General features: G+C 68.7%; 23 protein-coding genes and 1 tRNA gene. 13 read left to right on the top strand and 11 right to left on the bottom strand.

From position 1 onward, the window contains the following. Positions 1–6: 6 nt before the first annotated feature. The gene (gene fadD8 / locus C1737_RS15445; RefSeq protein ID WP_102418818.1) at positions 7–1608 is read right to left on the bottom strand and encodes a fatty-acid--CoA ligase FadD8; all 1602 of its coding nucleotides are present in this window, start codon (positions 1606–1608) and stop codon (positions 7–9) included. Positions 1609–1685: 77 nt separating this feature from the next. Here fadD8 and C1737_RS15440 point away from each other — a divergent pair, with 77 nt between their 5' ends. From C1737_RS15440 to C1737_RS15415, 6 genes are read left to right on the top strand one after another with little or no spacing between them, the layout of a single operon-like run. Next, entirely contained in the window at positions 1686–3299 is a 1614-nt protein-coding gene (locus C1737_RS15440) for an amidohydrolase (RefSeq protein WP_102418817.1), read from the top strand. After that, on the top strand, positions 3296–4276 hold the full coding sequence (locus C1737_RS15435) for an o-succinylbenzoate synthase (protein ID WP_102418816.1): 981 nt from the start codon (positions 3296–3298) through the stop codon (positions 4274–4276). The genes C1737_RS15440 and C1737_RS15435 overlap by 4 nt, the downstream gene beginning before the upstream one ends. Further along, positions 4273–5055 (top strand): alpha/beta fold hydrolase, encoded by a 783-nt coding sequence (locus C1737_RS15430; protein ID WP_067917722.1) that lies wholly within the window; start codon positions 4273–4275, stop codon positions 5053–5055. Before C1737_RS15435 ends, C1737_RS15430 begins: the two co-directional genes overlap by 4 nt. A 55-nt stretch (positions 5056–5110) precedes the next feature. Next, positions 5111–6736: a 2-succinyl-5-enolpyruvyl-6-hydroxy-3-cyclohexene-1-carboxylic-acid synthase gene (menD, locus tag C1737_RS15425; protein ID WP_102418815.1), complete on the top strand. Its 1626-nt coding sequence runs from the start codon at positions 5111–5113 to the stop codon at positions 6734–6736. Between the two features lie 7 nt (positions 6737–6743). After that, entirely contained in the window at positions 6744–7277 is a 534-nt protein-coding gene (locus C1737_RS15420) for a DUF3592 domain-containing protein (protein ID WP_102418814.1), read from the top strand. A gap of 38 nt (positions 7278–7315) precedes the next feature. After that, a complete protein-coding gene (locus C1737_RS15415) occupies positions 7316–8470 on the top strand; it encodes a glycosyltransferase family 1 protein (protein WP_067917719.1) in 1155 nt (384 codons plus the stop codon). Positions 8471–8479: 9 nt separating this feature from the next. Here C1737_RS15415 and C1737_RS15410 read toward each other — a convergent pair whose 3' ends face one another. After that, complete coding sequence (locus tag C1737_RS15410) at positions 8480–9304, bottom strand: SDR family oxidoreductase (protein ID WP_102419970.1); 825 nt, start codon at positions 9302–9304, stop codon at positions 8480–8482. A gap of 100 nt (positions 9305–9404) precedes the next feature. On the opposite strand from C1737_RS15410, the gene C1737_RS15405 reads away from it, so the two are divergent. After that, positions 9405–10097 (top strand): demethylmenaquinone methyltransferase, encoded by a 693-nt coding sequence (locus C1737_RS15405; RefSeq protein WP_102418813.1) that lies wholly within the window; start codon positions 9405–9407, stop codon positions 10095–10097. A gap of 7 nt (positions 10098–10104) precedes the next feature. Here the strand turns inward: C1737_RS15405 and C1737_RS15400 are convergent, their stop codons facing one another. Together C1737_RS15400 and menJ are read right to left on the bottom strand one after the other, a co-directional pair. Beyond that, positions 10105–10458 (bottom strand): DUF732 domain-containing protein, encoded by a 354-nt coding sequence (locus C1737_RS15400; RefSeq protein WP_067917714.1) that lies wholly within the window; start codon positions 10456–10458, stop codon positions 10105–10107. A 92-nt stretch (positions 10459–10550) separates the two neighbouring features. Beyond that, a complete protein-coding gene (menJ, locus tag C1737_RS15395; protein WP_102418812.1) occupies positions 10551–11798 on the bottom strand; it encodes a menaquinone reductase in 1248 nt (415 codons plus the stop codon). A 15-nt stretch (positions 11799–11813) separates the two neighbouring features. On the opposite strand from menJ, the gene grcC1 reads away from it, so the two are divergent. The 3 genes from grcC1 to C1737_RS15380 all read left to right on the top strand — a co-directional run bounded on the left by grcC1 (position 11814) and on the right by C1737_RS15380 (position 14364). Then, positions 11814–12830 (top strand): nonaprenyl/(2E,6E)-farnesyl/geranylgeranyl diphosphat synthase, encoded by a 1017-nt coding sequence (gene grcC1 / locus C1737_RS15390; RefSeq protein ID WP_102418811.1) that lies wholly within the window; start codon positions 11814–11816, stop codon positions 12828–12830. 82 nt (positions 12831–12912) lie between these two features. Continuing rightward, a complete protein-coding gene (gene htpX / locus C1737_RS15385) occupies positions 12913–13773 on the top strand; it encodes a zinc metalloprotease HtpX (RefSeq protein WP_102418810.1) in 861 nt (286 codons plus the stop codon). Between the two features lie 234 nt (positions 13774–14007). Next, entirely contained in the window at positions 14008–14364 is a 357-nt protein-coding gene (locus C1737_RS15380; protein ID WP_067917709.1) for a type II toxin-antitoxin system HicB family antitoxin, read from the top strand. Positions 14365–14380: 16 nt separating this feature from the next. Here C1737_RS15380 and C1737_RS15375 read toward each other — a convergent pair whose 3' ends face one another. Together C1737_RS15375 and C1737_RS15370 are read right to left on the bottom strand one after the other, a co-directional pair. Continuing rightward, positions 14381–15934: a SulP family inorganic anion transporter gene (locus C1737_RS15375; RefSeq protein ID WP_199182855.1), complete on the bottom strand. Its 1554-nt coding sequence runs from the start codon at positions 15932–15934 to the stop codon at positions 14381–14383. Between the two features lie 245 nt (positions 15935–16179). Beyond that, a complete protein-coding gene (locus tag C1737_RS15370) occupies positions 16180–17205 on the bottom strand; it encodes an NAD(P)H-dependent glycerol-3-phosphate dehydrogenase (protein ID WP_067917705.1) in 1026 nt (341 codons plus the stop codon). 294 nt (positions 17206–17499) lie between these two features. Between C1737_RS15370 and C1737_RS15365 the strand changes: the two genes are divergently transcribed. Further along, positions 17500–18870 carry a trypsin-like peptidase domain-containing protein gene (locus tag C1737_RS15365; protein ID WP_233214762.1) on the top strand — a complete coding sequence of 457 codons (1371 nt, stop codon included), beginning with the start codon at positions 17500–17502 and terminating at the stop codon, positions 18868–18870. Positions 18871–18888: 18 nt separating this feature from the next. On the opposite strand, the gene C1737_RS15360 is transcribed toward C1737_RS15365, so the two are convergent. Both C1737_RS15360 and C1737_RS15355 read right to left on the bottom strand, forming a co-directional pair. Next, positions 18889–20400, bottom strand: coding sequence for an NAD(P)/FAD-dependent oxidoreductase (locus C1737_RS15360; protein ID WP_102418807.1), 1512 nt, complete (start codon positions 20398–20400; stop codon positions 18889–18891). 171 nt (positions 20401–20571) lie between these two features. After that, complete coding sequence (locus C1737_RS15355) at positions 20572–21063, bottom strand: YajQ family cyclic di-GMP-binding protein (protein WP_067917701.1); 492 nt, start codon at positions 21061–21063, stop codon at positions 20572–20574. 69 nt (positions 21064–21132) lie between these two features. On the opposite strand from C1737_RS15355, the gene C1737_RS15350 reads away from it, so the two are divergent. Continuing rightward, positions 21133–21216, top strand: a tRNA-Tyr gene (locus tag C1737_RS15350). 18 nt (positions 21217–21234) lie between these two features. Here the strand turns inward: C1737_RS15350 and C1737_RS15345 are convergent. The 3 genes from C1737_RS15345 to C1737_RS15335 form a co-directional block, all read right to left on the bottom strand. Continuing rightward, a complete protein-coding gene (locus tag C1737_RS15345; RefSeq protein ID WP_197509012.1) occupies positions 21235–22161 on the bottom strand; it encodes a cytochrome P450 in 927 nt (308 codons plus the stop codon). A gap of 293 nt (positions 22162–22454) precedes the next feature. Then, positions 22455–23381 (bottom strand): DMT family transporter, encoded by a 927-nt coding sequence (locus C1737_RS15340; protein WP_102418805.1) that lies wholly within the window; start codon positions 23379–23381, stop codon positions 22455–22457. Positions 23382–23399: 18 nt separating this feature from the next. Continuing rightward, positions 23400–24299 carry an oxidoreductase gene (locus C1737_RS15335; RefSeq protein ID WP_102418804.1) on the bottom strand — a complete coding sequence of 300 codons (900 nt, stop codon included), beginning with the start codon at positions 24297–24299 and terminating at the stop codon, positions 23400–23402. 91 nt (positions 24300–24390) lie between these two features. Between C1737_RS15335 and C1737_RS15330 the strand changes: the two genes are divergently transcribed. Then, positions 24391–25377, top strand: coding sequence for a diacylglycerol kinase family protein (locus C1737_RS15330; protein ID WP_102418803.1), 987 nt, complete (start codon positions 24391–24393; stop codon positions 25375–25377). The last annotated feature ends 449 nt before the right edge of the window (positions 25378–25826 follow it).

The raw sequence follows: 25826 nt of genomic DNA, 5'->3' as shown, positions 1-25826 counted from the left end.
AGCCGCTCAGCCGACGGCGCGGTCGGCGCCCTCCCAGAACTGGGCGCGCACGGCCTTCTTGTCCGGCTTGCCCAGAGCGGTCACCGGCACCGACTCGACGACGATCACCTGCTTGGGCGATTGCACCGAACCCTTGCGCTCCTTGACGGCGGACTGGATCTCGATGGTCACCCGCGCCACCGACTCCTCGTCGGAGGGATGGTCGGGCCGCAACACGATCACCGCGGTGACGGCCTCGCCCCACTTCTCGTCCGGCGTGCCGATCACGCACACCTGCGCGACGGCCGGGTGCTCGGCGACGACGTCCTCGACCTCGCGCGGGAACACGTTGAACCCGCCGGTGACGATCATGTCCTTCACCCGGTCGACGATGAACCAGAAGCCGTCCTCGTCCTCGCGGGCCATGTCGCCGGTGTGCAGCCAGCCGCCCTTGACCGTCTTGGCCGTCTCCCCCGGCAGGTCCCAGTCCCCGCCGCTCAAAAGTGGCCCGGACACGCAGATCTCACCGACCTCGCCCTGCGGCACGGGGTTGCCGTCGGCGTCCAGCAGTGCCGTGCGCGCGAACAGGGTGGGCCGCCCGCAGGAGGTGAGCCGCTTCTCGTCGTGGTCCTTCTTGGCCAGATACGAGATCACCATCGGGGCCTCGGACTGCCCGTAGTACTGGGCGAAGATCGGCCCGAAGCGGCGGATGGCCTCGGCCAGCCGCACCGGGTTCATCGCCGAGGCGCCGTAATAGACGGTCTCCAGCGAGGACAGGTCGCGGGTGTGCGAGTCCGGGTGGTCCATCAGCGCGTAGATCATCGACGGCACCAGCATGGTCGCGGTGATCTTCTGCTCCTCGATCACCCGCAGCACCTCGGCCGGGTCGAACTTGGTCAGCACCACCAGCTCGCCGCCCTTGATGATGGTCGGCACGAAGAACGCCGCCCCGGCATGCGACAGCGGGGTGCACATCAAAAAGCGCGGGTTCTCCGGCCACTCCCACTCGGCCAGCTGGATCGTTGTCATCGTGGTGATCGACTGCGCGGTGCCCAGCACACCCTTGGGCTTGCCGGTGGTGCCGCCGGTGTAGGCCATCCCGCCGATGTGATCGGGCGGAAGGTCGGCCGCCACCAACGGTTTGGGCGAATACTTCGCGGCCTCGGCCACCAGGTCCACCGCGGAATCGCCGAGCGCCTCGGGGACCGGGCCGATGGTCAGGACCTGCTTGAGGCCGGGCACCTTCTCCAGCAGGCCCAGCGCCCGCTCGACGAACATCGGGTTGGGGTCGATGATCAGCGACGTCACGCCGGCGTCGCCCAGCACGTAGGCGTGGTCGTCCAGCGAGCCCAGGGGGTGCAGGGCCACGCGCCGGTAACCCTGGGTCTGGCCGGCGCCGATGATCATCAGCACCTCGGGCCGGTTCAGCGACAGCAGCCCGACGGTCGCGCCGGTGCCCGCACCGAGCGCCTCGAACGCCTGGATGTACTGGCTGATGCGCTCGGCGAGCTGACCGCCGGTCAGGGTGGTGTCGCCGAGATGCAGCACGGGCTTGTTCTTGTTGCGCTTGAGCGCACCGACGGTCAGGTGTCCGGAATGAATGGGATGGCGCAGCAGCTCGTCACTCATGTGGCCAGACTAGAACGTGTTGCAATTCCGGTCAGCCAGACCCTCCATGGCACCCCGGAGCACTAGCATCCGTTCTCATGGCCGACGCTGACCTCGTCATCACCGGGACCGTGCTCACCGTCGACGACAAACGCCCCACGGCCGAGGCGCTCGCCGTCGCCGACGGGCGCATCGTCGCCGTCGGGAGCCGGTCGGACGTCGCGGGATTCGTCGGCCCCGACACCCAGACCGTCGACATCGGCTCGTTAGGTGGAGGCTGCGTCATGCCGGGATTCGTTGAGGCACACGGCCATCCGCTGATGGAGGCGCTGGCGCTGTCGGACCGGATCGTCGATATCCGGCCCGTGACGGTGGCCGACGCCGACGCCGTCGTCGCCGCCGTCCGGAGCGAGGTCGCCAAGCGGGGCGAAGCCGGCGCGTTCCTCAACGGCTGGGATCCGCTGCTGCAGCCCGGGTTGCCCCGGCCGACGCTGGCCTGGCTCGACGAGATGGCGCCGGACGGGCCGCTGATCATCATCCACAATTCCGGGCACAAGGCCTTCTTCAATTCGCACGCGGCTCGGCACGCAGGCCTGACCCGGGACACCCCCGATCCCAAGGGCGCCCGCTTCGGCCGCGACGCGCACGGGGACCTGGACGGCACCGCCGAGGAAACCGGCGCGGTGTTTCCGTTGCTGGCCGGCGCCATCGCGCCGAGCGACTACCCGGCGATGCTGCGCGCCGAATGCGCCCGGCTCAACCGCGCCGGCCTCACCACCTGCTCGGAGATGGCCTTCGACCCGGCGTTCGGGCCGCTGGTCGAGCAGTTGCGCGGCGAGCTGACCGTCCGGCTGCGCACTTACGAGATCTCCAACCCGCAGATGCACACCGACGCCACCCCCGGTCAGGGCGACGACATGCTGCGCCAGGTCGGCATCAAGATCTGGGTGGACGGCTCCCCGTGGGTGGGCAACATCGCGCTGTCCTTCCCGTACCTGGACACCGACGCCACCCGCACCATCGGGGTGGCGCCCGGCTCCTGCGGACACGCCAACTACACGCGCGAGCAGCTCAGCGAGATCGTCGGCGCCTACTTCCCGCTGGGCTGGCCGATGGCCTGCCACGTGCAGGGTGACGCCGGGGTGGACACCATCCTCGACGTGTACGAGGAGGCGCTCAAGCGTCACCCGCGCCCCGACCACCGGCTGCGGCTCGAGCACGTCGGCGCCATCCGGCCCGAACAGCTGCAACGCGCCGCCGACCTCGGGGTCACCTGCAGCATCTTCGTCGACCAGATCCACTACTGGGGCGACATCCTGGTCGACGGCCTGTTCGGTCCCGAGCGCGGATCCCATTGGATGCCGGCGGGTTCCGCGGTGGCCACCGGCATGCGCATCTCCCTGCACAACGACCCCCCGGTCACGCCCGAGGAGCCGCTGCGCAACATCAGCGTCGCGGTGACCCGCACGGCGCCCAGCGGTCGGGTGCTGGCACCCGAGGAGCGGTTGACGGTCGAGCAGGCCATCCGCGCGCAGACCATCGACGCGGCCTGGCAGTTGTTCGCCGACGACGTGACCGGCTCGCTGGAGGTGGGCAAGTACGCCGACCTGGTGGTGCTCTCCGCCGACCCGCGGACCGTGCCGCCCGAGCAGATCGCCGACCTGCAGGTGCGTGCGACGTATCTGGCCGGCCGCCAGGTTTACGGCGAGTGATTCCATCCACCCAGGACTTGCTCGACCGCCTGCACGTGGTCGCGCTGCCGATGCGGGTGCGGTTCCGCGGCATCACGACCCGGGAGGTCGCCCTGATCGAGGGGCCCGCGGGCTGGGGTGAGTTCGGGGCCTTCCTGGAATACCGCCCGCCCGAGGCCGCGCACTGGCTGGCGTCGGCGATCGAGGCCGCCTACCGCCGCCCGCCGCCGCCGCGGCGCGACCGCATCCCGATCAACGCCACCGTGCCGGCCGTTGAGGCCGCCCGGGTGGGCGAGGTGCTGGCCCGGTTCCCGGGCGCCCGCACGGCCAAGGTGAAGGTCGCCGAACCCGGCCAGACGCTGGCCGACGACGTCGACCGGGTCAACGCGGTGCGCAGACTCGTGCCAACCGTGCGGGTGGACGCCAACGGGGGCTGGAGCGTGGAGCAGGCGGTGCAGGCGGCCGCCGCCCTGATCGCCGATGGCCCGCTGGAATACCTCGAACAGCCGTGCGCGACCGTCGCCGAGCTCGCGGCCCTGCGCCTGCGGCCGGACATGCCGGACGTGCCGATCGCCGCCGACGAAAGCATCCGCAAGGCCGACGACCCGCTGGCCGTGGTCCGCGCCCGTGCCGCCGACATCGCCGTGCTGAAAGTCGCTCCGCTGGGCGGCATTTCGGCCATGCTGGCGATCGCCGCGCAGATCGACATCCCGGTCGTGGTCTCCAGCGCGATCGACTCGGCGGTGGGGATCGCCGCCGGGCTGGCCGCCGCGGCGGCCCTGCCGGTGTTGGACCACGCGTGCGGCCTGGGCACCGGTGGGCTGTTCACCGAAGACGTGGCCGACGTCGCCCCGCCCATCGACGGCGCCCTGCCGGTGGGCCCGGTCACGCCCGATCCGGCGCGGCTGCGCGCCTTGGCCGCGCCCGCGCAGCGGCGGCAATGGTGGATCGACCGGGTCAAGGCCTGCCACGGACTGCTTGTACCGTCGTCGGAGTGATCAACCTGGCTTACGACGACCGCGGCTCCGGTGAGCCCGTGGTGTTCATCAGCGGTCACGGCGGCGCCGGTCGGACGTGGCACCCGTATCAGCTTCCCGCGTTCCTGGCGGCCGGTTACCGCGTGATCACCTTCGACAACCGCGGGATCGGCGCCACCGAGAACGCCCAGGGGTTCACGACGCAGACCATGGTCGCCGACACGGCGGCGCTGATCGAGGGGCTCGACGCCGCCCCGGCCCGCATCGTCGGGATGTCGATGGGCGCGTTCATCGCCCAGGAGCTCATGCTCGCCCGGCCCGAACTCGTCAGCTCCGCGGTGTTGATGGGCACCCGCGGCCGCATGGACAAGACCCGTGAGTTCTTCCGCGACGCGGAGGCCGAGCTGGCCGATGCCGGTGTCCAGGTGCCGAGCTCGTACGAGGCGAAGATCCGCCTGCTGGAAAACTTTTCGCACAGGACGCTCAACGACGACGTCGCGGTCGCGGACTGGATCGCGATGTTCTCCATGTGGCCGGTCAAGTCCACCCCGGGAATGCGGTGTCAGCTGGACATCGCCCCGTACACCAACCGGTTGCCGGCCTACCGCGGCATCACGACGCCGGTGCTGGTGATCGGCTTCTCCGACGACGTGTTGACGCCGCCCTACCTGGGCCGAGAGGTCGCGGACGCGCTGCCCAATGGCCGTTACGTGCAGATCGCCGACGCCGGCCACCTCGGGTTCTTCGAGCGTCCGGACGCCGTCAACGAGGCGGCGCTGAAGTTCTTCGCCAGCAACTAAGTCCCGACCCCGCTGCTCCACGCACCCGGTTGGCCGGCTGTGACACTCTGTATGAGTGAACCCCTCGACGACACAGGCCCGCGTCGTCGTTGACGAGCTGATCCGCGGCGGCGTGCGCGACGTGGTGCTGTGCCCCGGGTCGCGCAACGCGCCGCTGGCGTTCGCGCTGGCCGACGCCGACCGGTCCGGGCGGATCCGGCTGCACGTCCGCATCGACGAGCGCACCGCCGGCTACCTGGCCATCGGGCTGGCCATCGCCGCCGGCGCCCCGGTCTGTGTCGCGATGACGTCGGGCACCGCCGTCGCCAACCTCGGGCCGGCCGTCGTGGAAGCCAACTACGCCCGGGTGCCGCTGATCGTGCTGTCGGCCAACCGGCCCTACGAAATGCTGGGCACCGGGGCCAACCAGACCATGGAGCAGCTGGGCTACTTCGGCACCCAGGTCCGCACCGCCATCAGCCTCGGCCTGGCCGAGGACGCCCCCGAACGGCTGGACGCCCTGAACGCCACCTGGCGATCGGCCACCTGCCGGGTCTTGGTGGCCGCCACGGGGTCTCGCACCGCCAACGCCGGCCCCGTGCAGTTCGACATCCCGCTGCGCGAACCGCTGGTGCCCGATCCCGAGCCGCACGGCGCCGTCATCCCCCAGGGACGGGCCGGCGGGCTGCCGTGGACCTACACGCCGCCCGTGACGTTCGACCAGCCGCTGGACATCGACCTGACGCCCGACACGGTCGTCATCGCCGGCCACGGTGCGGGCGCCCAGCCCAACCTCGCGGAGCTGCCGACCGTCGCCGAGCCGACGGCCCCGGCGCCGGCCAACCCCCTGCATCCCCTGGCACTGCCGCTGCTGCGCCCCAAGCAGGTGATCATGCTCGGCCGCCCCACCTTGCACAGGCCGGTGTCGGCGCTGCTGGCCGACCCCAAGGTCCCGGTGTACGCGTTGACCACCGGACCGCGCTGGCCAGACGTCTCGGGCAACTCACAGGCCACCGGCACCCGGGCGGTGACCACCGGCGCCCCGAATCCCGCCTGGCTGAGGCGCTGCGCGGAGGTCAACAGGCACGCGATCGACGCGGTGCGCGGCCAGCTCGAGGCGCACCCGCTCACCACGGGCCTGCACGTTGCGGCGGCCGTGGCCGACGCGCTGCGGCCCGGTGACCAGCTGGTGCTGGGGGCCTCCAACCCGGTCCGCGACGCGGCGCTGGTCGGCCTCGACACCCACGGCATCCGGGTGCGCTCCAACCGCGGTGTCGCCGGCATCGACGGCACCGTCTCGACCGCGATCGGCGCCGCGTTGGCCCACGAGGGGCGCACCGTCGCGCTGATCGGCGACATGACGTTCGTCCATGACAGCTCCGGGCTGCTGATCGGCCCCACCGAGCCGACGCCGCGCCGGTTGACCATCGTGGTCTCCAACGACAACGGCGGCGGCATCTTCGAACTGCTCGAGCAGGGCGATCCGAGGTTCTCGGACGTGTCGTCGCGGATCTTCGGCACTCCGCACGACGTCGACGTGGGGGCGCTGTGCCGCGCCTATCACGTCGAGAGCCGGCAGATCGAGGTCGACCAGCTCAGCGCGGCCCTCGACGAACCCGCGGCCGGCATGCGGGTGCTGGAGGTCAAGGCCGACCGCTCGTCGCTGCGCCAGCTCCACGCCGCGATCAAGGCGGCCCTGTGAGGGCTCGGTGAATTTCCCGAAGAGATTGCTGCACATACTGATTCACGGCCGCAGCGACCAACCGCCGAGCACCCGGCCCAGGATTGCGTTGCGCTGGGCCCGCATTGCGGTGCTCATCGTGGCCGCCCTGGTCACCCTGCAGTCGATCCTGCTGGTCGCCGGCGCCTGGCGTAACGACCTTGCGATCCAACACAACATGGGGGTGGCGCAGGCCGAGGTGCTCAGCGCCGGCCCGCGGCGCTCCACCATCGAATTCGTCACACCCGAGCGGGTCACGTATCGCCCGGAGCTCGGCGTGCTGTATCCGTCGCATCTGGCCACGGGCATGCGCATCTACGTCGAATACAACAAGAACGACCCCAATCTGGTTCGCGTGCAGCACCGCAACGCGGGGCTGGCCATCATCCCGGCGGGCTCCATCGCGGTGGTGGGCTTTCTGGTGGCGACGCTCCTGCTGATCGGCCTGGCGCTGCTCGATAAGCTGCTGGACCGGCGCCCGGAGGTGTCCGACCAGCAGATTTCGCACGACGTATGCCCGTAGGCAACCTTGTCGAAAGTCGGTGCTGACACCGTGGTGTTGTGCGCGTTGCCATCGTCGCCGAATCGTTCCTGCCGGAAGTCAACGGTGTCAGCAACTCGGTGATCCGGGTTCTCGAGCACCTGCGCCGGACGGGTCACGAAGCCCTCGTCATCGCCCCGGACACCCCGCCCGGTGCGGTCCCGGCCGACCGGATCTACGACGGCATCCGCGTGCATCGGGTTCCGTCGCGGATGTTCCCGAAGGTGACCACGTTGCCGCTCGGTGTGCCGATGCCGCGGATGGTGAAGGTGCTGCGCGGATTCGACCCGCACGTCGTGCATTTGGCCTCGCCGGCGCTGCTCGGCTACGGCGGCGTGAAGGCGGCGCGGTGGCTGGGGGTGCCGACGGTCGCCGTGTATCAAACGGACGTGCCGGGTTTCGCGGCCAGTTATGGCATTCCCATGACGTCTCGCGCCGCGTGGGCCTGGTTCCGTCATCTGCACAGTCTCGCCGACCGCACGCTGGCCCCTTCCAGCGTGACGATGGAATCGCTTGTGGCACACCGCTTCCCGCGGGTACACCACTGGGCGCGCGGGGTGGACGTGCTGCGGTTCGCCCCGTCGGCGCGTGATGAGGAGCTCAGGCGGCGATGGTCGCCACAGGGCAAGCCGATCGTCGGCTTCGTGGGCCGGCTGGCGCCCGAGAAGCACGTCGAGCGGCTGATCCCGCTGGCGGCGCGGGACGGGTTGCAACTCGTCATCGTCGGTGACGGTGTCGACCGCGCCAAGCTGCAAAAGGCCATGCCCACAGCGGTTTTCACCGGAGCTTTGTACGGTGACGAACTCGCGGCGGCATACGCCAGCATGGACGTCTTCGTGCATCCCGGCGAGCACGAGACATTTTGCCAAGTCGTGCAGGAAGCGCTGGCGTCGGGGCTGCCGGTGATCGCCCCCGACGCCGGCGGCCCACGTGACCTCGTCACGCCGTGGCGCACCGGTTTGTTACTGGGCGTCGACGAGTTCGAGACGAAGTTGCCTGCGGCCGTCACCCATTTGATCGACGAACGGCAGCGTTACGCACTGGCCGCCCGGCGCAGCGTGCTCGGCCGTAGTTGGCCGGTCATCTGTGACGAGCTGCTCGGCCACTATGAGGCGGTGCTATCGCCGTTCGCCCGACGGCGCGTGTTCGCCAAGCGGTACGCGCAAGGCGAGTGAGCTGACGCCTCAGCCCTGCGCCAGTTCGGCGACGGGCTGCCATTCCTCCCACGTGCGCAGTCGGTTCTCGTAGTCGACCTTAGCGGTTCCCAGCGGCGACGAGCCGAAAAACACTCGCAGCGGCGGATTTTCGGCGTCGATGACCTTGAGCAGCGCGGCTGCGGACGCCTCCGGGTTGCCCGGGCTGGCCCACCGCTTGCTCCGTTCCGCCTGGACGGCCGCGCGCACGTCGTCGTACGCCGGCAGGGGGTCGGCGTGCCTGGCCGAATCTCCGGCCCAATCGGTGTCGAAACCGCCCGGTTCGATCAACGTGACGTGCACGCCGAACGGGGCGACCTCCTGGGCCAGCGCCTGCGAAAAGCCTTCCAGCGCCCACTTGGACGCGTGGTACATGCCGACCAAGGGGAACGCGGTGATGCCCCCGATCGAGGACACCTGAATGATGTGCCCGCTGCGCTGCTCGCGCAGGTACGGCAGCGCAGCCTGGGTGATCCACAGCGCCCCAAAGACATTCGTCTCGATCTGATCGCGTGCGTCCCGCTCGGAGAGTTCCTCGATGAACCCGAACTGCCCGTAGCCGGCATTGTTCACCACGATGTCCAGACGACCGAAGTGGTCGTGTGCCTGCTTGACCGCGGCGAAGTCGGCGTCTCGATCCGTGACGTCCAGCCGGATCGGCAGCAGCGCGTCGCCGTACTTCCCGGCCAGGTCGTCCAGTGACGCCGTGTTGCGCGCCGTGGCGGCCACCTTGTCGCCACGCTCCAGCGCCGCGATCGTCCACGTCCGTCCGAAACCGCGCGATGTACCGGTGATAAACCAAACTTTTTGAGTCACGCAGTGTTGCAACGCCGATGTCGCCATGTAATTCCCCGAGAGCTCACACGCGTGGGGGCGAAAGCGAGTGGTCCGTTATCCAGCCGGTAGCGTCTCCACCATGAGTCGCGCGGCCTTGGACAAGGACCCCCGGGACGTCGCGTCGATGTTCGACGGCGTCGCCCGCCGCTATGACGTGACCAACACCGTGCTATCGCTGGGGCAGGACCGGTACTGGCGGAAGGCCACCCGTTCGGCGCTGACGATCGGGCCGGGCCAGAAGGTGTTGGACCTGGCCGCGGGCACCGCGGTATCCACCGTCGAGTTGCAGAAGTCGGGGGCCTGGTGTGTGGCGGCCGATTTCTCGGTCGGCATGCTCGCGGCGGGTGCGGCCCGCCACGTGCCGAAAGTTGCCGCCGACGCCACCAGGCTGCCGTTCGGTGACGACGTATTCGATGCTGTCACAATAAGTTTCGGCTTGCGCAACGTCGTCGACCCGCAGGCGGCGTTGCGCGAGATGGCGCGCGTCACGCGCCCGGGAGGCCGATTGGTGGTATGCGAATTCTCCACGCCCACCAACGCGCTGTTCGCCACCGCCTACAAGGAGTACTTGATGCAGGCGCTGCCGCGGGTGGCGCGCACGGTGTCCAGCAATCCCGACGCCTACGTCTACCTGGCCGAGTCGATCAGGGCGTGGCCCGACCAGGCGAGCCTGGCGCGCGAGATAGCCCGGGCGGGGTGGGCGGCGGTGCGGTGGCGCAACCTGACCGGCGGCATCGTCGCACTACACGCGGGCTATAAGCCCCTGCGTTGAGAACGAGCTAATGCGTACCGGCGCGCTGCACGAAGCCGACCTGGTCGGGGCAGTAGTGGTCGACCGCGGCGCCGAGGAACTGGAACGCCTGGCCCTGGGTGGTGCCCCGCGGCAGGTTGCGCTGGATGAAGTTGGCCGACTTGTACGGGTCACCGTCCACGCCCCGGCCGATCCGGTCGCAGGTGATCTTGCCCAGCCACGCCAACTGGTCCTGCGGCTGATAGATGCCGAAGCCGTTGACCGTGTTCTTGAACGGGGCGTCGTAGTCGTTGGACGGCGGCGGCGAGGCCAGCGCCGGCGCGGCCAGCGCGATGGCGGTGACGGCCAGGCCGCCGATAGTAGCCAGCTTCGTTCCCTTCATTAGCCGGACTATACACCGCGCGCCCGAACCGTGCGGAAAATTGTCGGCGGCCGCTACCAGGCCCGTTGGCCTTTTGCGCACGTCAAAGGCGCTCAGCTGAACGGCACCCGGCGATCGATCAGCCGGGACAGCCGTCCGGCGCCCCGCCAGGCCCGCGCCACCCAGTCGGCGTCGTCGTCGGTGACCAGGTTGGCCATCACCCGCACCGCGATCGTCATCAGCCTGGGGGAGCGCATCGCGACCGGCCCCGTCGCGGGCAGGAACCGCTGGAAGGTCAGCAACAGGGCCAGTCGGCGCGCCACCGAGAACCCCCGGCCGTAGTGCTGCTGCAGCAGGGACGGCCACACCTGCGACAGGTCTTGGGACAGGCCACAGGAGTCCAGCAGCTCGGCGGCCAGCCGCCCGGTCTCCATGCCGTAGTCGATGCCCTCGCCGTTCAGCGGGTTGACGCAGGCGGCGGCGTCGCCGATCAGCATCCAGTTGGGTCCGGCCACCCCGGACACGGCGCCGCCCATCGGCAGCAGCGCCGACGACACGGCCCGCGGTGGCCCGTCGAAGCCCCACTCGTCGCGCCGCAGGTCGGTGTAGTGGTCGATCAGCGGTCGCAGCGCCAGATCGGCCGGCCGCCTCGACGTCGACAGCGCCCCGACGCCGATGTTCACCTCCCCGTTGCCCAGCGGGAAGATCCAGCCGTAGCCGGGCAGCACTTTGTCCTCGGAGCCGTCGGGTCCGCGCAGCTCCAGATGCGACGTCAGCCACGGGTCGTCGGCGCGCGCGGTGGCCAGATATCCGCGGGCCGCGACGCCGTACACCGTCTCCTGATGCCAGCGCCGGCCCAGCTTGCGGCCCAGTGAAGACCGCGCCCCGTCGGCCACGATCAACCGCCCGCAGCCCACCTCCGTGCCGTCGGCCGACGTCAGCGACATCACGCGCCCCGACGAGTCACGATGAACCGCAACGACTTTCGTTCCCAACATCATCCGCGCGCCGGAATCCTCGGCGACCTTACGGATGCGGTCGTCCAACTCGAGCCGGGCCACCGCGCTGCCGGTCGAGGGGAACGACGGGCCCGGCCAGCCGACTTCTACCTCGCCACCGAATCCGCTCATCCGCAGGCCCCGATGCCGGATGCGGGTGTCCAGCCACTCGCCCAGCCCGAGGCGCTCGCACTCGGCGACGGCGCGCGGTGTCAGCCCGTCACCGCACGGCTTGTCGCGCGGAAAGCTGGCGGAGTCGATGACCAGCACGTCGTTGCCCGCGCGCGCGGCCCACGCGGCGGCCGCCGAACCGGCCGGCCCGGCTCCGACGACCACCAGGTCGGCTTTGGTCTCCACGCTCACCAGTATGTTGGTCGGGTGAGTACTCCGGCGACGGTGGTGGCGGGCGTGGACTTCGGCGACGCCGCGTTCGCGGCGGCCGTGCGTGACGGCGTCGGGCGGATCGAGCAGCTGATGGACACCGAGCTGCGCAGCGCCGACGAGGTGATGACCGACTCCCTGACGCACCTGTTCAAGGCCGGCGGCAAGCGATTCCGGCCGTTGTTCACGGTGCTGTCCGCCCAGATCGGGCCGAACCCCGAGGCGCACGATGTGACCATCGCCGGCGCGGTCATCGAGCTGGTGCACCTGGCGACGCTCTACCACGACGACGTGATGGACGAGGCGGAGGTGCGCCGCGGCGCGCCCACCGCAAACGTCCGCTGGGGGAACAACGTCGCGATCCTGGCCGGGGACTACCTGTTCGCCACGGCGTCGCGGCTGGTCTCCCTGCTGGGACCGGAGGCGGTGCGGTTGATCGCCGAGACGTTCGCCCAGCTGGTAACGGGCCAGATGCGCGAGACGCGCGGCCTGACGGGCGCGGCCGAAGGCGCGGACCCCATCGAGCACTACCTGAAGGTGGTGTACGAGAAGACCGCCTGCCTGATCGCCGCGGCCGGCCGGTTCGGCGCAATGTTCTCGGGCGCCGACGCGGAGCAGGTCGAGCGGCTGAGCCGGCTCGGCGGCATCGTGGGCACCGCCTTCCAGATCTCCGACGACATCATCGACATCGACAGCGATTCGCACGAGTCGGGCAAGCTGCCCGGCACCGACGTGCGCGAAGGCGTGCACACCCTGCCCATGCTCTACGCCCTGCGCGAACCCGGCCCCGACGCGGCGCGGTTGCGGGAGCTGCTGGCGGGTCCGATCGACGACGACGACGCGGTGGCCGAGGCCCTCGCCCTGCTTCGGGCGTCCCCGGGCATGGCGAAGGCCAAGCAGACGCTGGCCGAATATGCGGGCGAGGCCCGCGACGAGCTGGCCCTTCTGCCCGACGTGGCCGGCCGGCGCGCGCTGCAAACGCTGGTCGACTACACCATCAGCCGGCACGGGTAGCGGGTCGCGGAACCCAACGACCCATCTCGGGCGTTCAATTGGCTGTAGTAGTCAATTCCTGAGTGCTCCGAGGAGGACACCGATGACCTGGCATCCCCATGCCAACAGGCTGAAGACCTTCGCCCTGTTGGTCGGTATGTCCGCGTTGATCGTGTTTGTCGGATCGCTGTTCGGCAGGACGGCCATGTTCCTGGCGGTGCTGTTCGCCGTCGGGATGAACATCTACACGTACTACAACAGCGACAAGCTCGCGCTGCGGGCCATGCACGCGCAACCGGTGTCCGAACTGCAGGCGCCGGTGATGTACCGCATCGTGCGCGAGCTGGCCACCGCCGCGCACCAGCCGATGCCCCGGCTCTACATCAGCGACACCAACGCCCCCAACGCCTTCGCGACGGGCCGCAACCCCCGCAACGCCGCCGTCTGCTGCACCACCGGCATCCTGGGCATCCTCAACGAGCGTGAGTTGCGCGCGGTGCTGGGCCACGAGCTTTCCCACGTCTACAACCGCGACATCCTGATTTCCTGCATCGCCGGCGCGATGGCGTCGATCATCACCGCGCTGGCCAACATGGCCATGTGGGCCGGCATGTTCGGCGGTAACCGCGACGGCGAGAATCCCTTTGCGCTGCTGCTGGTTTCGCTGCTGGGCCCGATCGCCGCGACCGTGGTGCGGCTGGCGGTATCCCGGTCACGGGAGTACCAGGCGGACGAATCCGGCGCCGTGCTGACCGGCGACCCGTTGGCCCTGGCGTCCGCGCTGCGCAAGATCTCCGGCGGGGTGCAGATGGCCCCGCTGCCGCCGGAGCCGCAGCTCGCCAGCCAGGCGCACCTGATGATCGCCAACCCGTTCCGGGCGGGCGAGCGAATCGGGTCGCTGTTCTCGACGCACCCGCCGATCGAAGACCGCATCCGGCGGCTGGAGGCGATGGCGCGCGGCTAGCTGTCGACGCTCTCCGCAGTACGAGTGGGTTGCCGATTTTTTGATATCACCCGCGCTATCAAATTTTGAGTGAGCCACATGGTCTGGAGAGCCGGATCAAATTTTGAGTGAGCCACATGGTCTGGAGAGCCGGGCCACCCCGCCCGCCGCACGCGCCACCCGACCGACGCCCGCGCCCTCAGCTGGGGATGAGTGACTCCCCGATTTGATATCGCCCGTGCTATCAAGTCCCGCGTGGACCGCTACACCTACCGCGCGCAATGGTTGCCCGACTACAACGAATACCTGGGCGTATGCATTGAATTGCCCTACATGAGGCGAGAAGCGCCGACGGCGCCCCAGGCCGTGGCCGCCATCGAGGAGGCTGTCAAGGTCCACGTGGAAGCCCTGCGAGAAACCGGAGAGGTGCCCCCCGAACCGCTTTCCGAACGCCGCTACAGCGGGAGAATCCTCGTCAGAACCTCACCGCAGCTGCATGCCCGCCTCGCGCTGGAAGCCATCGAGCAGGGCGTGCCGATGAACCAATGGATAGTCCAGAAACTCAGCGGGCGGGCGCCGAGCGAGACCTTCGGCCTCTCGGGGTGGGACTAGCTAGCCCGGTGCCCGATCAGGCTGCGGCCCCGGGTCTTTCGCGTTCGATCAGCTCGCTTGCATCCCTGCGAGCGGCGTGGCCCGTCTCCAGCCTGCCCCGGATCCGGACCGCGCCGCCGTTGGCCTCGTGCTGGCGCTGCCAGTCGCTGACCGCCTGATGCGCAGCGTGATCCAGGTAGTGCACCGAAACCTCCACGGTGACAACGCTTCCGCTGGGGATCGACGCCAGAACCCGCGTCAGCCGCGGGAGCGCCAGGAACGTGCATGCCGCACCCTCGATCACCACCTGCCACTCGTCGTCGACCGGCTTCGCCTCAACCCTGGCGCGGATGACCCGCCAACCGGTCAACGCGATGGCCAGCGCCAGGCCGATCATCACACCGTGCAACAGGTTGAGGAAGACGACGCTGACCGAGGTCACGACGTACACGGCGAGATCGCCGTGCTTCATTGCGGTTTCGATGTGGGCCGGCTTGAGCAGCTGAACGCCGATGACGATGAGCAGTCCGGCCAGCGCGGCGGTGGGGATCTCTTCGACGAGCTCCGCGAACGGGACGGTGAACAGCAGGATCCACACGCCGTGCAGGAGGGCCGAGGCCCGGGATCGGGCGCCGGCGTTGACATTGGTCGAGCTGCGCACGATCACCCCGGTGACCGGCAGCCCGCCGATGGCGCCCGAGACGATGTTGGCGGCGCCCTGTCCCACCAACTCCCGGTTGAAGTCGGTGCGCGGCCCGTTGTGCATCCGGTCGACCGACACCGCTGACAGCAGGCTCTCGACGCTGGCGATGAGCGCGATGGTGATCACTCCGATCGCAACCGCGCCCCAATTGCCGTGCGGAAGGTCGGGCAGCTGCAGCGCGTCCAGCGGCGACCCCTCGAGGTCGATCCGGCGCACGTGGAACGGGAAGACGACCGACACCACGGTCACGGCGACGATGGCGACCAACGGGCCCGGAACGCGGCGCACCTTGGCCGGAACCCACCGCCACCCGACGAGGATGACGATCACCAGCACGCCGAGGATGACCCCAGGACGATGCGCGCCGATGATCTGACCCGGCAGCCCGATGAGGTTGTGCCAGGCTGTGCTCTTGGACTTTCCGCCCAGCAACACGTGCGCCTGCTGCAGCGCGATCGTGATGCCGATGCCCGCCAGCATCGCGTGCACGACCACCGGTGAGATCGCGAGGGCCGCCCGCGCGACGCGGCTGAGTCCCAACAACACCTGCAGCGCGCCCGCGGCTACGGTGATCAAACACGTTACGCCCCAACCGAAGTCGGAGACCAGGTCGGCGACGACGACGGTCAGCCCGGCGGCGGGGCCGCTGACCTGCAGCGGTGACCCGCCGATGGCGCCGACCACGATGCCCCCGACGATCGCGGCGATCAGGCCGGCGAGCACCGGGGCGTTGGACGCGATCGCGATGCCCAAGGACAACGGGAGTGCGACCAGGAAGACCACGAGCGACGAAGGCAGGTCGTGGCGGATGATCGATCGCACCCTGTCCTTGCGCGCGTGCGTGCCGTGGTCTTGAGGTTGATTGCCGAGCTGTTCGATGTCCTGCATCGGTCTCGTCCCTCGTTAGGAGTTAGCGGGGGACGTTCCGATATCCGCCGCGAGTGGCGCTGTATTACATCGGCGTAACACCTTGGCGCACAGCAAGTTACAACCCGTCCGGACCCATGGAGCCGCGGCCGGGAACCCCTGGCTGCTTCGTCGACGGTATTTTGCTGGCAAACGCCGGGTCAAGCCGATGGGTCAAGCCCATATGGAACGCAAAGATTTAAATTCCGCGTCGCCGCACGGCCAGCTCAGAAGCCCGAACCGTGCACCTCGTGGCCCGGGACCTCGGCGATCAGGCCGCGATAGGCCTCCTCGACGGTCGAACCGTGGTTGATCACCGCGTCGACCTCGCGGGCGATCGGCATGCTCAGTCCGAACTCGTTGGCGAACTCCATGATCACGCTGGCGGCCTTCACGCCCTCGGCGACCTGGTTCATCGAGGCGATGATCTCGTCGATCGGCTTGCCGGCGCCCAGTTGCTCACCCACATGCCGGTTGCGGCTGCGCTGGCTGGTGCACGTCACGATGAGGTCGCCCAGGCCGGCCAGGCCGGGGAAGGTGTCGGGGTTGCCGCCCATGGCCACCCCCAGCTTGGTCATCTCGCGCAGGGCGCGGGCGATCACCAGCGCCCGGGTGTTCTCGCCGATGCCCAGCGAGTAGCCCATTCCGACCGAGATGGCGTAGACGTTCTTCAGCGCCCCCGCCATCTCCACCCCGACGACGTCGTCGGTGGTGTAGACCCGGAAACGCCGGGTGCGGAACAGCCCGGACAGCCGGGTCGCCAGATGCTGGTCGGGCATGGCCAGCACCGCCGCCGCGGCGTAGCCCTCGCCGACCTCGCGCGCGATGTTCGGACCCGCCAGGATTCCCGCCGGATGACCGGGCAGCACCTCCTCGACGATCTGCGACATCCGCATGTTGGTGCCCTGCTCGAGTCCCTTGACCAAAGACACCACCGGCACCCAGGGCCGCAGCTCTTTGGCCAGCTCGGTGAGCACGCCCCGGAACCCGTGGGAGGGAACGCCCATCACCACGACGTCGGCGCAGTTGGCCGCCTCGGCGAAGTCGGAGGTGGCGCGCAGGGTGTCGCTGAGCACCGCGTCGTCGCCGAGGTAACGGCTGTTGCGGTGGTTCTCGTTGATGTCCTTCGCCGTCTCCTCCGACCGCACCCACTGCAGCGTCGGTCCCCGGCGCGCACAGATGGACGCCACCGTGGTTCCCCAGGAACCACCACCGAGGACAACGACGTTGGGTTCGCGCATCTGTGCCGCCATGGCGATCAGCGTATTGCCGACACCAACGATTTAGAAGCAGTTCACGAACCAATGACCCGGCACCCAGGGACTTCTGTCCCTAGCCCCGTGGCGTGGCGCGCCGGATCGTCAACGTCAACAACCTGTAAAGGAGAAATCATGTCCCGCCCAGCCGGCCTCTTGACCAAGAGGCGCCTACCGGGCCGCAGCTTGGCCTTGCTGTCTGCGGCTGCCCTCTCGCTGCTTGGGTCGCCAGGCATCGCATCCGCCGATGGCGGTCGTCCGCAGACCAACCCGGAGGAAAGGGCGGCGGCCATGATACGGCCCGCCGTGATGTACTTCGCCGCCGAAGCCGCCGGGTGGGTCCGGCTACCCAACGGCGACCTCCTGCCGCACTACAGCGAACCCAACGTCAACAGGGCCTTCGATGCCGCCTGGGGCTGCACCGCCTTCGTCGTGAATCCCGACGGCTGGGTGGCGACCGCCGGCCACTGCGTCGACCCGGAGGAAGCCAAGAGCGCGATCCTCAGGCATGCCGCCAACGACTACATCGCCGAATTCCCGGACTCGCCCGAGGCGGCGGATCCCGAGCGGGCGGTGGAATGGCTGCGCGCGAACGCGCACGTTGAAGGCACCACCGCCGACCGGGGCCCCGAGATCAGCATCACGCTCCTGTACGGCACCGGGACGAAGGTCGCCGGCAAGATGCCCGCGAACGTCGTCGACTTCAAGCCCCTCGAGAAGGGCGATGTCGCCCTGTTGAAGGTGGAGAAGCACAACATGCCGTCGTCCGAGCTGGCCACCGACGCCGACGTCAACATCGGCACCTCGGTTCTCGCCGTGGGATTCCCGGGGAGCACCGAGCGTGTCACCGATCCCTCCCTGGACCCGACGAACAAGAGCGGCAAGGTCAGCAAAAAGTCCTCCATGGGAACCATTCCGGAGTATGAGATCGATGCGGCGGTGTCCCCGGGCATGAGCGGCGGCCCGACCATCGAGCTCAACGGCAAGGTGATCGGGCTCAACAGCTTCGGCCCCACCGGCGAACCGCAGGCGTTCAACTTCATCGCGCCCGCGGACGGCCTGGCCGCGGTCCTGGCGGGCAAGGGTGTCAAGGCGACGCTCGGGCCCGCCGACGTGTCCTACCGCAAAGGGCTCGACGCGTACTACACGGGTCACTACACCGACGCGATCAAACATTTCGACCAGGCCCTGTCGATGTCACCCGACTATCCCGGGGTGGCCGATCTGAAGACGAACGCGGTCAATCTGCGGGCGCAGTACGGTGATGTGTCGGCGCCGGGAAGCTCGAAATCGCGGTGGTACCTCCTGGGCGGCGTTGCGCTGCTGCTCGCCGTGGGCGCCGGTGTCGTGCTGGTGGTGGTGACAACCCGTCGGCGGCGACCGGCCCCGGCCGGGGTGACCGGCTTCCAGCCGGTCCCGGACGGGCAGTTCCCGGCGGGCGGGCCGCAAGCCGGACCGTTCGCCCCGCAGCCCGCGCCGCCCGTTGCACCGGCGCCGGTGCCGGGCACGCCGGAACCGCCCGGCGCCGCGCAGCCCGCGGGCATAGCCGTTGCGCAACCGTCGACGGCAGCCGAACCCCACTTCTGCGCGGGCTGTGGCGCCGAGCACCATCCCGCCGAAAGGTTCTGCCCGAACTGCGGGAAGCAGATCTCTGCCGGGTGAGCCGGCCGAGCGCCGGCCCTAGCCCGCCAACGCCTCCCGATCGGAAACCCGCCCGAACACCATCGCCTCCTCGATGCGGTCGAAGCGGTAATCGATGGCGTCGGCGAGGTAGTTCTGCCGCACGTTCCACGGTCGCTTGGTGCCCGATTTCGGCAACGCGTGCACCGACCGCAACACGTAACCGGCGTTGATGTCCCACGACGGCTTCTCGGTCATCGGCTCGTTGCCGCGATGCGGGTAGGCGTGCGTGTAGCCGTGAGCGGCCATGTGCGCCAGCAGCTTTGCCGTGGCCCGAGCGGTGATGTCGGCGCGCAGCGTCCACGACGCGTTGGTGTAGCCGACGCACCAGAACAGGTTGGGCACGTCTTCGAGCATGTGCGCCTTGTAGACGAAGCGGTCGTTGGTCTTGACGTCGTTGCCGTCCAGGCTGATCGCCGTCCCACCCAGGGCCTGCAGCTGCAGGCCGGTCGCGGTGACGATGATGTCGGCGTCGAGGTGCGCGCCCGATTTCAGCGCGATGCCGCTCGTGTCGAAATGGTCGATGTGGTCGGTGACCACGTCGGCGCGGCCGGCGGTGATGGCGTTGTACAGATCGGCGTCGGGGATCAGGCACATCCGCTGGTCCCACGGGTTGTACCGCGGCTTGAAGTGGGTGTCGACGTCGTAGCCGGGGGGCAGGCTACTGATCGCCTTGCGCCGCAGCAGCCACCGCACCAGCCCCGGCGCCTTGCGCGACAGGGCGAAGAACACCGCCTCGGTGAGCGCGCTGTACATCCTGACGACGAGATGAGCCGGCTTGCGGGGCAGCACTTTCCGCGCGGCGGCGGCGACCTTGCTGTACTTGGAGGCCGAGATGAGGTAGGTCGGGGAGCGCTGCAGCATGGTCACTTTGGCGGCCCGGTCCGACAGCGAGGGCAGCAGCGTGACCGCGGTGGCCCCGCTGCCGATCACCACGATCTTCTTGCCGGTGTAGTCCAGGTCCTCCGGCCAGTGCTGCGGGTGTACCACCATGCCGCCGAACGTTTCGATGCCGGGGAAGTCGGGGGAGTAGCCCTCGTCGTAGTTGTAGTAGCCGCTGCCGAAGAACAGGAATCGGGCGCGGTAAAGCTTGCGCTCGCCGTCCTGCTCGACGGTGACCGTCCAGGTGTCGGTGGCCGAATCCCAGTCGGCCGAGCGGACGTAGGCGTTGAACCGGATGTGACGATCGATGCCGTACTTGCGCGCCGTGGCAACCAGGTACTCGCGGATGTGGACACCGTCGGCCACCCCCTCCTTGCGCGTCCACGGCTCGAACGGGAAGGACAGCGTGAAGATGCTGCTGTCCGAGCGCACGCCCGGATAGCGGAACAGGTCCCAGGTGCCGCCGATCTGTGCGCGCCGCTCCAGGATGGTGTAGGTCAGCTGCGGGTTGCGCTCGCTGATCCGGTAGGCCGCGTCGATGCCGGAGATGCCGGCGCCGACGATGATGACGTCCGAGTACTCGGCCTCGGTCGGTACCGGGGCGCCGGCTTCCTGGGGAGTCACGGTCATCGTGAACCTCGCTCACATTGTGGGGCTGGTCACTACATTAGGCACCCACCGGTTGGCCGGGCCAGTAATCGCCCGTCGAGCGCGAGCGTAACGACAATGCGAAAAATCGGGCGCAATTTCGCGGTGAGGTTACGCTCGCGGCCGCGGTGCCCCCCCGAAGCCGCCGCCCGCCTACCGGTAGTTGACGAACTGCAGCGCGACGTCCAGGTCCGCCTGCTTGAGCATCGAGATGACGGCCTGCAGGTCGTCGCGCTTCTTGCTCGTCACGCGGATCTCGTCGCCCTGGATCTGCGTCTTGACGCCTTTCGGCCCCTCGTCGCGGATCAGCTTGGTGATCTTCTTGGCGTGCTCGCTGTCGATGCCCTGCTTCAGGGTGCCGCTGACCTTGTAGGTCTTGCCGGACGCCTGCGGCTCGCCGGCGTCGAAGGCCTTCATCGAGATGTCCCGGCGGATCAGCTTCTCCTTGAAGACGTCGACGGCCGCCTTGACGCGTTCCTCGGTGGACGACGTCAGCTCGATAGCCTCGTCGCCCTTCCACGCGATCGTGGTGTCGGTGCCGCGGAAGTCGAAGCGGGTGGCCAGCTCCTTGGCGGCCTGGTTGAGTGCGTTGTCGACCTCTTGGCGCTCGACTTTGCTGACAATGTCGAACGATGAGTCCGCCATTCGATCCGTCCCTTCATCCCGTGATGGCCGTTTGTGCTTTGTCTACCCCCTCGTTGTAACCTGTCTGGCGGCAGGTTGCCCGAGCGGCCAATGGGAGCGGACTGTAAATCCGTCGCGAAAGCTTCACAGGTTCGAATCCTGTACCTGCCACCACCAGCTCGCGGCCGCCTGTCACCAGGTGACCGGAACGGCCGCGACACCGCCGTCGATGCGGTCGGTGATGATCTCGAGATCGTTGACGTCGACGGCCAGGCGGATGTCCGGGAACCGCTGGAACAGCGACCTGACCATCATCCGCAGCTCGATGCGCGCGAGGTTCTGCCCGATGCAGTAATGCGGCCCATGACCGAAGGCGATGTGGCCGTTGGGCATTCGGTCCGGGTTGAACACGTCGGGGTCGTCGAACACGGATGGGTCGCGGTTCGCCGCCCCTTCGGAAACGATCACCAGGTCGCCGCGGCGTACGGTGACACCGCCGATCTCGACGTCCTCGAGCGCGTACCGCGGCCGGCCCGTGTGGTGGGGCGAGGTCATCCGCAGGATCTCCTCGACGGTCTTGTCCAACCGTGCGCCGACGTCGGCCATCAGCCAATCCCGCCGGCTCGGCTCGCTGAGCAGGTAGAGCACCGCGAAGTCCATTCGGGCCACCATGGTTTCGTGACCGGGAGAGACCAGGCCCACCGCGAAGTATCTCAGGTCGGAATCGGAGAGCAGGTGGGGATCGGCATCCTGAGCGGCCAACAGATGCGAGAAGACGTCTTCGCCGCGGGCATGCCGCTTGGTCTCGAGCAGACGGGTTACGCATTGCCGGAGTTCGGCGATGGCGGCCATCTTGTCATCGGCGTCGGCGGTGCTGCCCAGGCGCCCCGACAGGCCGATCACGTGGTCGCGGTCCGCGTCGGGGACACCCAGCATGGCGCAGATCACCAGGCCCGGAAGCCGGAATCCCACCAGGTCATGGAAGTTCACGGGCTGGCCGGGATGGCGGTCGTGCGCCGCGGCCATGTCGTCGAAGCAGCCGTCGGTCAATTCCTGGATCCGGCCACTGAACGGCGCGAGCCGCTTTGGGGCAAACCACGGCAGCATCAGCTTCCGCATTCTCGTTACCTGACCTTCGTAGGCCATGACCATTCTCGCCATGTCACGTTCGAAAGGGTTGTCTCCCAAGGCCTCTGGATCCACCGGGGCGTGAAGACCGAAGCGCGCCGCGTCGGCGAAAATCTCGCGGGCTTCTTTATAGCTGGTCACCAGCCACGCCGGCCGACCCGTCGGCGTCAAAACCCCGGTAAGCGGCGCGTCGCGGCGAAGCGCATGGTATTGCGGCGCGAGAGCCAAGACGTTAGGGCGCGGCAACGGCAGTTGGACTGCGGGGCAGTCGGTACCGGCCATTGCTACCCGCTCAAGCGTTGCGGAGACGCTTCCGGCTCGTCGGCGATTCTGACGTCGCGACCCGCGCCCGCCGACACTGTCGCGGCCTCACCGTGGGCCAGGCCCACCGTCGCGACGATCACCAACACCGCCGCCACCGCCAGTACCACCCAATCGAAGCCGTGCGCGTCCAACGTCTCGCCCAGCACGGCGATCCCGAGCACCGCGCCCACGATGGGCTTGGCGGCGATGATCGTCGGCAACGAGGCGGTCAGCGCGCCGGCGCGGTAGGCCGATTGATGAATCACCATCCCGGCCGCCCCGCAGAACACCCAGCCGTACAGCTCGGGTCTGCTCCACAACTGGTCGGGGTTGTGTTCGAGGATGTCGACGACGCCCTTCATCAGCACTGCGAACACCGCCAGCAACGAGCCGGCGACCGCGGCGAGCAAGACGGCCGCCGCCGGGCGGTCCGACCAGACGCGGGCGCCCAGCATCGCCAACAGCAGCGGCGGGGCCATCGCCAGGGCCACGATCAGCCAGACCTGGGCCGCGGCGCGCTCCTGGCCGCCCACCGGCTGGCCGACCGCGATGACGACCACCAGCGCCGCGGTCAGCAACATCGCCCACATCCACTCGCCGCGGGTGACCGGGTGGCGGCTCATCCGCGCATAGAGCGGCAGGGCGAACAGCAGCGAGGTCACCTGCAGCGACATCACCAACAGCACCGAGCCCTTGTCCAGGGCCGCGGCCAGCAGAATGTAGCTGGCGATGTCGCCGAGACCGCCCATCCACCAACGGGTATCGCGCAACAGCATGCCGAACAGCGCCAGGTGCCCGACCGGTTTGTCGGTGACCTCCTGCGCGGAACGCTGGCGCACGACGTTGCCGATCGCCGACGCCAGTGCGGCGCACAGGGCAAGAATCGCCGCCAGATCAGCCCTCGACATGCCACCAATCTAGTCGTGTCACGGCAAACCGCCCGCCGGGAGCGGGAACGCGGTGCCCGTCAGCCGCTCGGACAGGTCCCACAGCGCCGCGGCGGTGCCCGCCCGCTTGGCGGGCCAGTTGCGCCAGGTCGGCTGGGTGCGGCCATACAGACCGAAGCGCGGGCCGACGAAGGTGTTCCCCGGCAGATCCTGCGACACGGCGTACAGCGTCTGCCGCGCGCCGAAATCGGCGTCGGTGGACACGATGCGGTCGACGGCCAGTACCGCCGCGTCGCCCCATTTGCGGCCGGAATTGCCCTGCAGGTTCGTGTGCGACCAGCCCGGGTGGGCGACCACCGCGCGCAGCCCGGAACCGGCGGCGTCCAGGCGCCGCTGCAGCTCGCTGGTGAACAGCAGGTTGGCCAGCTTGGACTGGCTGTAGGCCAGCCACGCCGAATACGGGCGGGACCGCCAATTCAAATCCCTGAGGCTGATGTAACCGAAGTGGTGCATCAGCGACGACACCGTCACCACCCGGTCGGTCAGCCTGGGCAGCAGCAGGTTGGTCAACGCGAAGTGGCCGAGGTGGTTGGTGCCGATCTGACCCTCGAAGCCGTCGGCGGTCACCGCGTGCTTGGTGGCCATGATGCCGGCATTGTTGACCAGCACGTCGACCGTGCCCATCTCGTCGGCGAAGCGCCGCACCGAGCCCAGGTCCTGCAGGTCGAGCTGGCGCACCTCGACTTGGCCGGTTTTGAAGCCGGTCATCCGCTCGGCGGCGGCCTTGCCCTTCTCGGTGTTGCGCACCGCCAGCACGACGCGGGCACCGACCCGCGCCAATTCGCGGGCGGTGACCTCGCCCAGGCCGGCGTTGGCCCCGGTGATCACGACGGTGCGTCCGGCGAACGAAGGCAGCTGCGCTGTGGTCCAACCCGGCATGCAGCCCACCCTAACTACGTGATCTCGTCCATCCGAACGCCGCAGGTATCGTGCGTGGGATGGCCAGCGGAAACTCACCCGGACGCCACGGATGTATCTAGGTGTCATCGTCAATCCGCTCGCGCGCCAGAACCGCCGCGGGCGGGGCGACCGTGTCGCCGAGTTGCGCCGCATCGTCGGCCCGCGGGGCGAGGTGCACGAGACGGCGTCCATCGAGGAGCTCGGCAAGACCCTGGACCGGCTTCACCCGCGGGTCACCCACCTGGTGGGGGACGGCGGCGACGGCGCGCTGCACTGGTTGATCAACGAGACCGAGCGCTGCGAGAGCGATCCCGACCGCTGGCCGGCCTTCGTGCCCACCAATGGGGGCAGCGTCAACGCCGTCGCCCGCAAGGCAGGGGTTCGTGGGCGGCCCGACGCCGTCATCCGCGCGCTGGCGGCCGCCGCGGCGGCCGACCGCCCCCCGCCCGAGATCCGCCTGGACACCTTGCGGCTCGACGGCGAAACCGCGGACGGCGCGCCGTTCCACCGGCTGTGCTTCGGGCTGGCCGCCGGCGGCGTCGGAAACCGGTTCTACGACATGTATTACGGAAAGCCCGACCACGGCCGCGGCGAAGTCGCGAAGGTGATCGGTCGGTCGTTCCGTGACTATCTGGCGTCGAAGGTCGGGCGCTCGCAGGCGTCCAACTACGCGTCCGTGCTGTTCGCGCCGACGCGCGCCCGAGTCGTCATCGACGGTGAGGAGGTTCCGACGCGGACGCACCGCCTGCTGCACGCCGGTGCGATCGACCTGCGGATCGGCGGGCCGTTCCGGCTTTTCCCGAAGGCCGAAAGCCCCGGTGCGCTGCACTTTCAGGCCGGCGAGGTCAGGCCGTCCAGGATCGTCACGCAGCTTCCGTCGGCGCTCACCAACGGGACGGTCCACGGCCGTCGGGTACGCGACGTCAACGGACGTGAGATGGTGATCGAGGCCGAGGGTGAGCCGCTGTCGCCGATCATCGACGGCGAACGATACGTCGGCGTCACCAGGCTGGTGGCCCGCGCCGGCCCGCTCATCCGCGTCGCCCGGACCGGCTGACTGCGTATCTCAGTAGATCAGCAACGCCGGCGCCGGAAGGCCGTGGCGGAAATCACTTTCATGCCGCCATCCCGCGCGGGAGCTCCATATCCATTGGATGTATTTACGCCGTTTGCGGTGGCGATACGATATGAGGCCCGAATCACGTGCGATTTGCGAAGCGCAAATTCAGGAAGCGCGCAAATGCAAACATCAGTATGTCCGTGTTGGCGGAGCGCTGTCCGGTGGAATCACCTGGTAGAGCCCGTTATCGCGGATACTGAGGTCAGTAGTTACGCCCTTGTTCGACGGAAGTCAGTCACCGTAGCCAAGCCTATGCTGTGAGATTAATGTGCACCGCCCAAAATGGGCCTGCTTACTTTGCCTGGGCTCCTCCAGCGGCGTTACATTGGGCTTTATCCATTGGTACGAAAGCCCTTATCGCTCATAGTGAACCCAGAAGGGGGTGG

The sequence above is a fragment of the Mycobacterium sp. 4858 genome (genome assembly GCF_900240975.1).
Taxonomy (GTDB): Bacteria; Actinomycetota; Actinomycetes; order Mycobacteriales; family Mycobacteriaceae; genus Mycobacterium.
Note: the sequence above shows the minus strand (reverse complement) of the source record. Positions and strands in the feature narration are given on the sequence as shown.